Consider the following 12,996-nt stretch of genomic DNA (forward strand, 5'->3'; position numbering starts at 1 on the left):
CCCAGCCATGACGAGGAAACCATGATGAATACCACCACGCGTTTATTGATGACCGCTCTTTTTTGCGTCGCTGCAGTCGGCTGTTCCAAGAAGGTCAAGGAGGCTCCGCCGGAGACTCCGGTCACCACCGCCCCCGCCACCGACACCACCCCGACGATGCAGGGCGCGTATGGCCCCGGCGACCTGGACACCGATGCTTGCCTGCGCCAGCGCGTGGTGTACTTCGACCTGGATCGCGACGCGCTGCGTCCTGAGTTCCAGGCCCTGGTCGGCTGCCACGCCAAGTACTTGCGTGACCGTCCTTCCTCGCGCATGACCCTGGAAGGCCACGCCGATGAGCGCGGCAGCCGTGAGTACAACCTTGGCCTGGGCGAGCGTCGCGCCAATTCGGTGTCCTCGGCGGTCCAGGCCAATGGCGGCTCGGGCAGCCAGCAGACCGTGGTCAGCTACGGCGAAGAGCGTCCGGTATGCACCACCTCCAGTGAGGATTGCTGGGCACAGAATCGTCGCGTCGAGATCATCTACACCGCGAAGTAATAAAGGCAATCCATGATGCGCAAGTTGTCAATTGCAATTGCGACATCGCTGGTTGCAGCGGCGGCCCTGGTGGCCGCCGCACCTGCTTCTGCCCAGCGCATGAGCCTGGCTGAGCGGGTGTCCCTGCTGGAACAGCAGGCGGGCAACAACCAGGCGACCGTCGATCTGTTACGCCAAGTCAACCTGCTCAAGGAAGAGGTGACCGCGCTGCGGTCCCAGGTCGAGCAGCTCCATCATCAGCAAGAACAACTCCAAGGTACCGCCCGCGCCCAGTATCTCGATCTGGATGGCCGCATCAACCGGCTACAGGGCGGCGCTGGCACGTCGGAGTTGGGCACGCCGGGAGCGGCCCCTGCCAGCGACGTGGATCCTCAGGAATCCGGTGCCGACGTGGCGGTTCCTGTCGACAGCACCCCGGCCATCTACGGAGATCCGGGCAAGCTGGACCAGACAGCCGGGGAGCGCGAGGCCTACGATGTCGCCTTTGACGCGTTGCGGACCGGCGAGTACGTCGAGTCGGCGCGACTGTTCCATTCCTTCCTTGGCCACTACCCGGGTGGGGCCTACGCGCCCAATGCGTTGTACTGGCTGGGCGAGAGCTACTACGTCACCCAGAACTACCAGCTCGCGCTGGAGCAGTTCGAGGCGTTGCTGCAGCGTTACCCGACCCATGACAAGGCGCCGGGCGCGATGCTCAAGGTGGGCCTGTCACAGCAAGGCCTGGAGCAGCCCGACGCGGCCGAGCGAACCCTCACCGAAGTTACCGAACGTTATCCCGGCACCGACGCCGCGCGGATCGCCGCTGACCGTCTGGGCGCCATCCAGCTCGGCCGCATCCAATAATGGAAACGGCCGCGGCAGGGTTTCGCTTGCTCGGCTAAAATGGCGCGATGAACGTTGTTTCCCCCCAGGCGCCCAACGCGGCGCCGGAGCGCTTGCGGCTGACCGAGATCTTCCTGTCGCTGCAGGGCGAGTCGCGCAGCATCGGCTGGCCCACGGTATTCGTGCGCCTCACCGGTTGCCCGTTGCGTTGCCAATACTGCGATACCGCCTACGCCTTCCATGGTGGACAGTGGTGGGACTACGACACCATCCTGGCCGAGGTGGCGCGCCATCAAACCCGCCACGTCTGTGTCACCGGCGGCGAGCCGCTCGCGCAGAAGCGTTGCATCGGCCTGTTGCAACGACTGTGCGAAGCCGGTTACGAGGTGTCCTTGGAGACCTCCGGATCGATCGACATCAGCCAGGTCGACGCGCGCGTTTCGCGGGTGCTGGACATCAAGACACCCGGGTCGGCCGAGGTCGATCGTAACTTGTGGAGCAACATCGCCCTGCTGACCGCGCACGACCAGGTCAAGTTCGTGATCTGCTCGCGTGAGGACTACGACTGGGCGAAGACCGTGGTGGCCGAATACCGGTTGGACGGGATCTGCGACGTGATGTTCTCACCCAGTTTCAGCCAGATCAGCCCGCGCGAGCTGGCCGACTGGATCGTGGCCGACCATTTGCCGGTGCGCTTCCAGTTGCAGTTGCACAAGATCCTGTGGGATGACGAGCCCGGTCGCTGACCTGGACTCGTCTTTCCTTGTTGTCACTCAAGAAAACCAACCATGAAAAAAGCCGTTGTATTGCTCTCCGGGGGGATGGACTCCGCGGTCGTCGTTGCCATCGCCCGCGAACAGGGCTTTGCCGTGCACGCATTGAGCGTGAACTACGGCCAGCGCCATACCTCCGAGCTCGCCGCTGCCGCCCGCGTGGCGACGTCATTGGGCGCGGTCGCGCACAAGATCGTCAGCGTTGATCTGGGTGCCATCGGTGGCTCCGCGTTGACCGATGAGTCCATCGCGGTGCCGCTGGACGAGCCTGCGGGCGCCGACGCCATCCCGGTGACCTACGTGCCGGCACGCAACACCATCATGCTGTCGGTCGCACTCGGCTGGGCCGAAGTGATCGGTGCAGCCGACCTGTTCTGCGGCGTCAATGCCGTGGACTACTCGGGATATCCCGATTGCCGTCCCGAGTTCATCAGCGCCTTCGAGAAGCTCGCCAACCTGGCCACCAAGGCCGGTGTCGAAGGGCCCGGACTGCACGTGCATGCACCATTGCAAACCATGAGCAAGGCCGACATCGTGCGTGAAGGCGTGCGCCTGGGGGTCGATTTCGCCGAGACCGTATCGTGCTACAAGGCCGACGATGAGGGTCTTGCCTGCGGTCACTGCGACGCTTGCCGGTTGCGCGCGGCGGGCTTCGCCGGTGCCGGGGTTGCCGATCCGACCCGGTATGTCTGAACCCTGGGCACCGGCGTCGGCGCACGGGGGTCGTTTGCACCCGCCGTCTTTCCCCGTCCTCGGCTCGTGCGCTTCGCACCTGAGCGCCCAGTTGCGTTAGAATTCACGCCCCCGGCGCAAGGCCGGGTCACGTGGGCCGTTAGCTCAGTCGGTAGAGCATCGGACTTTTAATCCGCTGGTCGATGGTTCGAATCCATCACGGCCCACCAGTTTTCGCATCACGCCATGTCGCAATCCAGCAACTGCTGCAGCACCGCCTCGCCATAGCGTTCCAGCTTGCTGGCGCCGATGCCGGGAATGTGGCTCAACTCGTCGAGGTCGCCGGGGTCGGATTCGGCAATGGCGCGCAGCGTTGCATCGTGGAAGATCACGTAAGCGGGGACGTTCTGCTCGCGGGCCATTTCAGCGCGCCATCCACGCAGCGAGCGGAAGCGCGCCGCAGGCTCGGGGGCGAGGTCGATCGGCGCGGGTGCGGAGCCGCTGCGATTGCGGCGCCCAACCGGTTTCGGCGCGTCCCGACGAAAGCGCAGTTGGCGCTCTCCGCGCAGCACCGGCCCGGCGTCATTGGTCAACCGGAATGCACCATGACGTTCGTGGTCGGCTTCCAGCAGTCCGGTGGCCACCAGTTGCCGGAACACGCTGCTCCATTGCCGCGCATCGAGGTGATCGCCGATCGCCCAGGTGCTGAGCTTGTCGTGGCCATGCTGTGTGACCTTGTCGGTCGCCGTGCCGCGTAACACGTCAATGACATGGCCGGCGCCAAACCGCTGTCCGGTTCGATAGACACACGACAAAGCCTTGCGCGCCACTTCGGTGGCGTCCCAGCTCTCCGGTGGATTCAGGCAGTTGTCGCAGTTGCCACAGGCGCCTGGATGGCTTTCCGCGAACCAGCCCAGCAGGGCCTGGCGGCGACACTGGGTAGACTCGCAGTAACCCAGCAAGGCATCCAGCTTGCGCAGCTCCAGTCGCTTGCGTTCCTCACTGGCCTCGCCCTGGTTGATCAGCATGCGCAGGTTGACCACGTCGCCCAGGCCGTAATTCAGCCAGGCCTCGGCCGGTTCGCCATCGCGTCCGGCACGGCCGGTTTCCTGGTAGTAGCCCTCGATCGACTTGGGCAGGTCGACATGGGCGACAAAGCGCACGTCGGGCTTGTCGATGCCCATGCCGAACGCAATGGTGGCGACCATCACCACGCCGTCGGCCTGCAGGAAGCGGCGCTGATTGGCGGCGCGCTCGGCCGCGGGCATGCCGGCGTGGTATGGCAGGGCGTCGATGCCGGCTGCCTGCAGTTGCTCGGCGGTCTTGTCGACCCGCTTGCGTGAGAAGGCGTAGACGATGCCGCTGTCGCCGCGATGGTCGGCGAGGAAGTCCAGCAGGGCGCGCTGGCCGCTGCCGTCTTTCTGTGCGACCCGGTAGCGGATGTTGGGCCGGTCGAACGAGCTGACAAATTTGCGGGCATCTTCCAGTGCCAGGCGCTCGGCGATCTCGCGTCGGGTCGGCTCGTCGGCGGTAGCGGTCAGGGCGATGCGCGGGATGTCGGGCCAGCGCTCGTGCAGGATGGTCAGTTCACGGTATTCGCGGCGGAAGTCGTGGCCCCATTGGGAGACGCAGTGGGCTTCGTCGATCGCGAACAGGGCGATACCCGGGCCGGCATGGACTCGGTCGAGCAGGCTCAGGCAGCGGCCGCTCAGCAGGCGCTCGGGGGCGACGTAGAGGAGGTCGAGTTCGCCGGCGAGCAGCTCGCGTTCGATTTCGGCGGCGGTGGCGGCGTCGAGGGAGGAATTGAGGTAGGCCGCGCGCACGCCGAGCTGGCGCAGGGCTTCGACCTGGTCCTGCATCAGGGCGATCAGCGGTGAGACGACCACGCCGCAGCCGTTGCGCAGCAGGGCGGGGAGTTGGTAGCACAGCGACTTGCCGCCGCCGGTCGGCATCAGCACCAAGGCGTCGCCGCCTTTGACCAGACAGTCGATGATCTCGGCCTGCTCGCCGCGGAATTCCGGGTGGCCGAAGGTGGTGCGAAGCAAGTCGAGTGCGGCGTTTTCCATGCGTCACAGGGTAGCAAGCGCGGGTCTCGGGGATGCTCGGAGAAGTCCGCTTTGGTCGGTCGGGGCTTGCCTGATGGCTGGGGCGCGCATGAAAACAGCAACAGCAACAGCGGTGGAGTGCGTGGGCTTCGGTGGGGCGCCGCCCTGTCCGGGCATTGCTACTCGGTTCGGGCGGCCGTCCCTGGCCGCACTCACCGCCGTGCGCCATCCATGGCGCACTCTCCGCAATACCCGGACAGGACGCCGCATCGGCGTTTGGATTTAGCGGCTTCGCTCTTTCTTGCCGAAAACGAGGGCAATCGGGCGGGAGTCGGGCTGGGGGGAATTGCGGAAAGCCGGCCATGGATGGCCGGCGGCCCCGAGTCAGGGCAGGAAGCCCTGATCGAGGGGAGTAGCAATCCCCCCAGCCCGGCTCCCGCGTCCGCCGCGCGCGATCGGGAAACAAGAAACCCCAAGGCGATGATCCCCGGGGTTCCTGAGCTTCCAGCTTCCAACTGCTGGCTGCAGTTAACGCACTAGCAACTTACTGCAGCAACGAACGCAACATCCAGGCGTACTTCTCGTGGGTGTGCAGACGCTGGGTCAGCAGGTCGACGGTCGGGTCGTCGCTGGCATCGTCGGCGGTCTTGAGCACCTTGCGCGCGGTGCGACAGACCGCTTCGTTGCCGACTGTCAGCTGGCGCACCATCTCCTTCCAGTCGGGGATGTCGGACAGGCCCGCCTCTTCCGGGATCGACGACAGTTCGATGAACTCGGCATACGAGCCCGGGGCGTTGTAGCCCAGCGCGCGAATGCGCTCGGCGATCTCGTCCAGCGCGGTCCATTGCTCGGTGTACTGGGTCTCGAACATCAGGTGCAGCGCGTTGAACATCGGCCCGGTGACGTTCCAGTGGAAGTTGTGGGTCTTCAGGTACAGCGTGTAAGCATCGGCAAGGAAGTGGGCCAGGCCGTCGGCGATCTTCTTGCGATCTGTATTGCTCAGGCCGATATCAATGGCTGGAGCGCCCGATGCCGGCTGGGCGGATGTCGCGGACTTGCTCTTCTTGGCGGTCTTGGCGGGCTGCGATTTGGCCATGGTTTTTTCCTCTGGTGGATGTTGCGGTGACAATAGGGCGCTGTGCACGCGGTTGAACTATGCAGTTTCTGCGAAAGGATCCATGAAGCCTACCGATGTTCCCGATAAGACGGCGTCACGACGCGTCGGTTCAAAGCCAGCTCGCTCACCACGGGCCGACTCGACACCGCCTCGCCCGAAACCGGCCGACTCCAAACGGACCGGCGCTGACGCGGCCGCACTGGACCAGGCGCGCCGCAGCATTGACGCGACCCTGAGCCGGGATCGCGGTCGCCTGCATGGCCTGTGGTCGCGTTGGCGTGCAAAGCCATCCGACGTGACCGCGCGCGCCGCATTCGAGAAGGCCCGGGACAGCTCGCTCAGTCAGTGTCGCCAGCGCGCCGCCCAGTTGCCGCAAGTACCGGTCGATCCGTCGCTGCCGATTGCCAGCCAGGCCGAACGCATTGTCGCGCTGCTGCGTGAACACCAAGTGGTGGTGATTGCCGGTGAGACCGGCTCGGGCAAGACCACCCAGTTGCCGAAACTGTGCCTGGCGGCCGGGCGTGGCGCGGCTGGCATGATCGGTTGCACCCAGCCGCGTCGGATTGCCGCGCGAGCGGTCGCCAAACGCGTTGCCGAGGAGTTGCACACCCCGCTCGGTGGCCTGGTCGGCTACCAGGTCCGGTTCAACGAGAAGGTCAGTGAATCGACCGCGATCAAGTTCATGACCGACGGTATCCTGCTGGCCGAGATCCAGTCCGACCGCTGGCTGTCGCGCTACGACACTATCCTGATCGACGAGGCGCACGAGCGCAGCCTGAACATCGACTTCCTGCTCGGCTACCTCAAGCAGCTGTTGAAGAAGCGTCGCGACCTGAAGGTCATCGTGACTTCGGCGACGATCGACACCACCCGTTTCTCCGAGCATTTCGATAACGCGCCGGTGGTTGACGTGGAGGGGCGCGGGCATCCGGTGTCGGTGCGTTACCGGCCGCTGGAAGGCGAGGGTGACCGTGATGGCGAGCGCAGCATCAACGACGGCATCGTTGCGGCGTGCGACGAGATCACCGGCGAGGATCCACGTGGCGATGTGCTGATCTTCCTGCCCGGTGAGCGCGAGATCCGCGATGCACACCAGGCGCTGGAGCGCCGGAAATACCGCCATACCGAGGTATTGCCGCTCTACGCGCGGCTGTCGGTGCGCGACCAGGACCGGGTGTTCAACCCCGGCCCGCAGCGGCGGATCGTGCTGGCCACCAACGTCGCGGAGACGTCCTTGACGGTGCCGCGGATCCGCTATGTGGTGGATCCCGGGGTGGCGCGGATCAAGCGTTACAGCCCGCGCAGCAAGCTGGATCGCCTGAGGATCGAGCCCGTCAGCCAGGCCAGTGCCGACCAGCGCAAGGGCCGCTGCGGGCGGGTGTCGGAGGGCACCTGCTACCGGCTCTACAGCGAGGCGGATTTCGAATCGCGTCCGGCCTATACCGACCCGGAGATCCGCCGCGCTGCGCTGGCCGGGGTGATCCTGCGGATGTTGTCGTTGGGTCTGGGCGATATCGACGACTTTCCGTTCCTGGAGCCCCCCGAGCCGCGCGCGGTGGCCGATGGCTGGCAGCAACTGGGCGAGTTGGGGGCGGTGGAGGTCGCCAGCGACAAGGCCGGGCGCAACCAGCTGACCGCAACCGGGCGATTGATGGCGCGGATGCCGGTGGACGTCAAATTGGCACGGATGCTGGTCGCCGCCAATGCCCGCGGTTGCCTGCGCGAGATGCTGGTGATCGCGTCGTTCCTCGGCATCCAGGACCCGCGCGAGCGCCCGGCCGACCAGCGTGCGGCCGCCGACAATGCCCACGTCCGGTTCGTTGACTACAACTCGGAGTTCGTCGGCACCCTGAAGCTGTGGGCTGCTTACCAGGAGACCCATGAAGCCTCCACCCAGTCGCAGTTACGGCGCTGGTGCGAGAAGAACTTCCTCGGTTTCCTGCGCATGCGCGAGTGGCGCGAACTTCACCGCCAGTTGAAACTGATGGCGGGCGATCTTGGTTGGATGCCGTCGTCGCACCAAACGCCGGAACTCGATGCCGGCGCCTACGCCAACCTGCATCGGGCGCTGATCGCCGGCTTGCCGACCCAGATCGGCCACCGGGTGCCGCCGGCCGAGAACAAGGCGCCCGGCAATGGGCCCGGCAAGAAGCCCGGCGAACGCAAGCCGGCCGCGGTCTACGATGGCCCGCGCGGGCGCAAGTTCCAGCTGTTTCCGGGCTCCTGGCTGATCCGCAAGCCGCCGCCGTGGGTGCTGTCGGCGACCCTGCTCGACACCGAGAAGGTCTGGGCGATGAGCAACGCCTCGATTGAGCCGCAGTGGGCGATCGACGAGTTGCCGCACCTGCTCGCGCGTCGTCACCATGACCCGCGCTGGTCGCGCTCGCAGGGCCGGGTGCTGGGCAGCGAGCAGGTCAGCCTGTTCGGCCTGGTGCTGGCGCCCAAGCGTCCGATCCACTACGGCGGGCTGTACCCGCAGGAGAGCCGCGCGATCTTCGCTCGCGACGCATTGGTCACCGGCGAGATCAACACCCGCAGCGTGTTCCTGACGCGCAACCTGGCGATGCTCGACAAGGCGCGCGAGGAGGAAGCCAAGCAGCGGCGCGCCGGACTGGTGGTCGACGAAGACTGGATGGCAGACTGGTACCTGCAGCGGTTGCCGCCCGATGTCCACAACGCCCAGGCACTGGATGCCTGGTACGGCAAGTTGCCGGCAACGGAGAAGGCCACGCTGGAATGGGCGCTGGATGACTTGCTGGTCGGCGATGAGACCGATGCGACACGCTTTCCGCCACAGATCGCGTTGGGTGAAGCGCAGCTGACGGTCAGCTACCGCTTCGAGCCGGGTGCGCCCGATGACGGAATGACGGTTGCCGTCCCGCTGCACCTGCTCAACGCGCTGGACCCGGCGCGGTTGGGCTGGTTGGCGCCGGGTTTCACCCAGGACAAGGCCATCGCCCTGATCAAGAGTTTGCCCAAGGCCCAACGTCGCAATTTCGTCCCCGCACCGGATTTCGCCAAGGCCTTCCACGAGGCGCACCCCGGACCGGAAGCCGAACCCATGACCCGCGCGCTTGCAGATTTCCTGAAGCAGATCACCGGCGCGGCAGTCACCGCCGACGAGTTTGATGAGCCCGGCCTGGAACCGCACCTGCGCGTCAACCTGCGGCTGCTGGATGTGCCGGGCAAGCGCGGCGAAGCCGTGGTGCTGGCGGAGTCGCGTGACCTGGGCGAGCTGCGCGAGCGCTTCGGGGAACGCTCGACGCGCGCCTTCGCCGCACACGCCGCCGATGGCCTCGGCCAACGCGGGCTGGTGAGCTTCCCCGACACGGCCATCCCGGCCAGCTTGCCCGGCGCGGCAGGCATGCCGGCGTATCCGGCGCTGCACGATGACGGCGACAGCGTGTCGCTCCAGGTTCATGCCGAACGCGAGATCGCACTGCGGCATCACCCCGCTGGCGTGCGCCGGCTGCTGTGGCTGGCGCTGGGCGATGCGCGCAAGCAGGCACGCAAGCAGTTGCCGATATCGGCCAAGACGGGTCTGTTATATGCCGCCATCGAGTCGGCTGCGCCGCGGGAGAAAGGCAGTCGCGATGGCGATCATCTGCGCACCGACCTGGTCGATGGCGCCTTTGCCGCGCTGGTGGCGGATGGGTTGGACGAGATCCGCGATATCTCGGCGTTCACCGCGCGCCGCGACGCCGTGGCCAAGCGGCTGTTCGCCGAATCCATGGAGCGCTTGCAGCAAGCGGAGATCATTCTTGCGGCGGTGTCGCAGGCGCGCGCCAGCCTGGAATCGCCGCTGATGGGTTGGGCGGGCGCCAATCTGGATGACATGCGTGTGCAGTTGGCGGGATTGACGCCGCCGGGATTCCTCGGCGACGTGCCAGCGCCGGCCCTGGCCGAGTATCCGCGCTACCTGAAAGCCCTGGCGCTACGCGGTGAGCGTGCCTTGCGCGACCCGGTGCGTGACCAGGCTCGGATGCTGGAACTCAAACCGTTCGCTGATGCGCTGGCGGCTGCAAACGCCAGCGGCGAAGCCGACACAACGCCGTGGCAGGCGTTGCGTTGGGACCTGGAAGAGCTGCGGGTGTCACTGTTTGCCCAGGAGTTGGGGTCGCGTGGCGTGTCCCCGAAGAAGCTCGCCGCGCGCTTGGCGCGGTTACGTCCGTAGCGTGGACGACAATCGCGTGCCGGGCAGACGTTGGCGGTCCGCCTACTTGACCCGCTCCACCTTCGCGCGGGTGTTGTAGCCCTCGACCCGCAGGTACCAGATACCGCCAAATATGCCGGGCGTGATGGTTATCTGGGGGTTGTCCACGTGCACGCCGACCAGCGATGCATTATCGGTCTGGCGCCACACCTGGCCGTTGTCCAGGGTGTACTTGAGACCTTCGCGGAACCCATCGAACTCGCCTTGCAGATGCGCGATCACCGGCTCGCTGGAGCGGTTGGAGGCGAATCCGCGTTGCTCCTGCTTTACTCGTTCCTCTGCGACTTTGGTGGCCTTGTCGGTCTCGGTATCCAGGGTGCGGTTGAGCCAGTTGTTCAGCTGAGTCAGCTGCGCCGGGGTGAGCTGGTCAAGGCCGGCCGCCTGGAACTGCTCGGCGGTCATTTGCTGCTCGATCCGGGTGGCGTCCTGGGCCGACGCGAATGGAGCCAGCAGAAGCAGGCCGGCCAAGGCAATCGGACGGAGGCGATACAAGGCAGGGCCGTTGCGTTCAGTCGTTTGCATGAGTTGTTCCTGTGGGTGTTTGGCCGCTAGTGTAGACACTCTCCTGCACACAGATGAACCGATACCGCGATGAGCACTTCGCGACCCACTGCGCCCAAGGCGGGTGTTCCGGTGGCCAATGCGGCCGCGATCTCCGCGCCGGCAGCCGCGTTGGCGGCGTTGCTGGGGCAGGCGCCTGCAAACACCATTGAGTCGGCGTTGCTGGTGGCGATGGTGCAGGCGGTGGCAACGGACGCAACCGTCGCCGACGATCCACGCGACCCGCCCGACACGGTCGCGAAGATGCTGACGGCGCTGCAGCGACTGGGCGCCGACAGTGACAGCCTCGCCGCGGCGATCCTGCATACGTATCCCGGCCTGCAGGCGCGGATCAGTGAAACGCTCGAACGCGACTTCCCGTTGATTTGTGCCTTGCTGGAAGGCCAGCGTGCGGCCGGCCAGGTATGGGCGCTGCATGTCGAGCAACAGGGACGCGGCAGCAGTGAAGGTTTGCGCCGCTTGTTGCTGGCGATCGTGCGCGACATGCGGGGAGTGCCGATCCTGCTTTCCCGGCAGCTGGCCCGCATGCAGCAAGCCGATACGCTGCCACCGGAGCGGCGTACCGCGTTGGCCACGCTCACCCGCGACATCCACGCTCCGCTGGCCAATCGACTGGGCATCTGGCAACTGAAATGGGAGCTGGAAGACCTCGCGTTCCGTTACCTGCATGAAGACACCTACCAGCAGATCGCACGTCTGCTGGCCGAGAAGCGCCGCGACCGGGAAAGCTACATCGACCAGGTCCAGAAGACCTTGCGCGCGGCCCTTGGTGCGCATCGGTTGGAGGCCGATATTGCCGGTCGGCCCAAGCACATCTACAGCATCTGGAAGAAGATGCAGCGCAAGCAGGCGCCGATCAGCGAGCTGTACGACCTGCGTGCGGTACGCATCCTGGTCGACGACGTGGCGGCCTGTTACGCCGCGCTCGGAGTGGTGCACGCCACCTGGGTGCCGATCCCCAGCGAGTTCGATGACTACATCGCCCGCCCCAAGCGCAATGACTACCGCTCGCTGCACACCGCGGTGATCGGGCCGCAGGGCAAGACCCTGGAAGTGCAGATCCGCACCTTCGACATGCACCGCCAGGCCGAGCTGGGCGTGGCGGCACACTGGCGCTACAAGGAAGGCAGCGGCGGCGACGCTGCATTCGATCGCAAAATCGCCTGGATGCGAAAACTGCTGGAACCGGCTGCCGGGACGGGTGCCGATGACGCGGCCCTGGCCGGCGAGCTGGATGCCGAGCTGGTCGAGGACCGGGTTTATGTGCTGACGCCCAAGGGCGAGGTGATCGACCTGCCGGTGGGTTCCACGCCGCTGGACTTCGCCTATCGGGTGCATACCGAGGTCGGACACCGTTGCCGCGGCGCCAAGGTGGATGGGCGCATCGTGCCGCTGGATCATCGGTTGAACAGTGGTGACCGGGTCGAGATCAAGACCGCCAAGACCGGCGAGCCGCGTCGTGACTGGCTGATCGAGTCCAACGGCTTCCTTGCCAGCAGCCGGTCGCGCGAGAAGGTGCGCAACTGGTTCCACAAGCTGGATCGTGGTCGCAACGAGATCGCCGGCAAGGAGTTGCTGGACAAGGAGCTGCGTCGGCTGGGTTTGCTGGGCGCCGACCTGGCACCGGCACGTGAGCGTTTTGCATTGGCCAACGATGGTGACCTGCACGTGCTGGTCGGCCTGGGTGATCTGGGGCCGCATCAGGTCGGCCGGATATTGCTGGAGCATGAACGTGCCAGGGCCACTCCCGCGCCGACCCCGGAGGTCGTCGCCGCCCCGGCCAGGCCGCCGCGCAACAAGGCGCGCGACTTTACCGTGCAGGGGCTCGACAACCTGCTGGTGCAGCTGGGTCGTTGCTGCCAGCCGTTGCCGGGCGAGCCCATTGCCGGCTACCTGACCCGTGGGCGTGGCGTTACGGTGCACCGTGACAGCTGCGCGATGTTCCAGCGACTGGCGGAGAGGCAGCCCCAGCGCATCCTGCCGGTGGAGTGGGGTGCCAGCAGCGGTTACGAGGTGGATGTGGAAGTGGTCGCGGTGGATCGAAAATGGTTGCTCAAGGAGGTCACCAACGTGATTGCCCAGGCCAACGTGCATGTCGGTAGCATCCGCAGCGACCTGCAGCGAAACGGTGCCCGCGTCCGGATCCGGATGCGGTTGCGGGTAGGCGACTTCGGCCAGCTCTCGGCACTGCTGGGAAAGCTCTCCGCGCTACCCGGGGTGGAGCACGCCCAGCGCAGTTGATGCAAACCGGGTGAC

General features: G+C 66.0%; 9 protein-coding genes and 1 tRNA gene. 7 read left to right on the forward strand and 3 right to left on the reverse strand.

Annotation, left to right across the window (positions count from 1 at the left end):
• The first annotated feature begins 24 nt into the window (after nt 1-24).
• The 5 genes from pal (at nt 25) to ACW7G0_RS01590 (ending at nt 3,034) form a co-directional block, all read left to right on the forward strand.
• Nucleotides 25-537: a peptidoglycan-associated lipoprotein Pal gene (gene pal / locus ACW7G0_RS01570; protein WP_456962320.1), complete on the forward strand. Its 513-nt coding sequence runs from the start codon at nt 25-27 to the stop codon at nt 535-537.
• 99 nt (nt 538-636) lie between these two features.
• On the forward strand, nt 637-1,380 hold the full coding sequence (ybgF, locus tag ACW7G0_RS01575) for a tol-pal system protein YbgF (RefSeq protein WP_456989422.1): 744 nt from the start codon (nt 637-639) through the stop codon (nt 1,378-1,380).
• Between the two features lie 47 nt (nt 1,381-1,427).
• Nucleotides 1,428-2,105 carry a 7-carboxy-7-deazaguanine synthase QueE gene (queE, locus tag ACW7G0_RS01580; RefSeq protein WP_456978394.1) on the forward strand — a complete coding sequence of 226 codons (678 nt, stop codon included), beginning with the start codon at nt 1,428-1,430 and terminating at the stop codon, nt 2,103-2,105.
• Between the two features lie 42 nt (nt 2,106-2,147).
• Nucleotides 2,148-2,825 (forward strand): 7-cyano-7-deazaguanine synthase QueC, encoded by a 678-nt coding sequence (gene queC, locus ACW7G0_RS01585; protein ID WP_456987224.1) that lies wholly within the window; start codon nt 2,148-2,150, stop codon nt 2,823-2,825.
• A gap of 133 nt (nt 2,826-2,958) precedes the next feature.
• Nucleotides 2,959-3,034: transfer RNA gene (locus ACW7G0_RS01590), tRNA-Lys, on the forward strand.
• Between the two features lie 9 nt (nt 3,035-3,043).
• Here the strand turns inward: ACW7G0_RS01590 and recQ are convergent.
• Nucleotides 3,044-4,870, reverse strand: coding sequence for a DNA helicase RecQ (gene recQ / locus ACW7G0_RS01595; protein ID WP_456987225.1), 1,827 nt, complete (start codon nt 4,868-4,870; stop codon nt 3,044-3,046).
• A gap of 523 nt (nt 4,871-5,393) precedes the next feature.
• Complete coding sequence (locus ACW7G0_RS01600) at nt 5,394-5,945, reverse strand: Dps family protein (protein ID WP_456987227.1); 552 nt, start codon at nt 5,943-5,945, stop codon at nt 5,394-5,396.
• Nucleotides 5,946-6,027: 82 nt separating this feature from the next.
• Between ACW7G0_RS01600 and hrpA the strand changes: the two genes are divergently transcribed.
• Nucleotides 6,028-10,140 (forward strand): ATP-dependent RNA helicase HrpA, encoded by a 4,113-nt coding sequence (gene hrpA, locus ACW7G0_RS01605; protein ID WP_456987228.1) that lies wholly within the window; start codon nt 6,028-6,030, stop codon nt 10,138-10,140.
• Nucleotides 10,141-10,182: 42 nt separating this feature from the next.
• Here the strand turns inward: hrpA and ACW7G0_RS01610 are convergent, their stop codons facing one another.
• The gene (locus ACW7G0_RS01610; protein WP_456987230.1) at nt 10,183-10,701 is read right to left on the reverse strand and encodes a hypothetical protein; all 519 of its coding nucleotides are present in this window, start codon (nt 10,699-10,701) and stop codon (nt 10,183-10,185) included.
• A 69-nt stretch (nt 10,702-10,770) separates the two neighbouring features.
• On the opposite strand from ACW7G0_RS01610, the gene ACW7G0_RS01615 reads away from it, so the two are divergent.
• The gene (locus ACW7G0_RS01615; RefSeq protein ID WP_456987232.1) at nt 10,771-12,981 is read left to right on the forward strand and encodes a RelA/SpoT family protein; all 2,211 of its coding nucleotides are present in this window, start codon (nt 10,771-10,773) and stop codon (nt 12,979-12,981) included.
• The last annotated feature ends 15 nt before the right edge of the window (nt 12,982-12,996 follow it).

The organism is Lysobacter sp. A286, assembly GCF_054052105.1.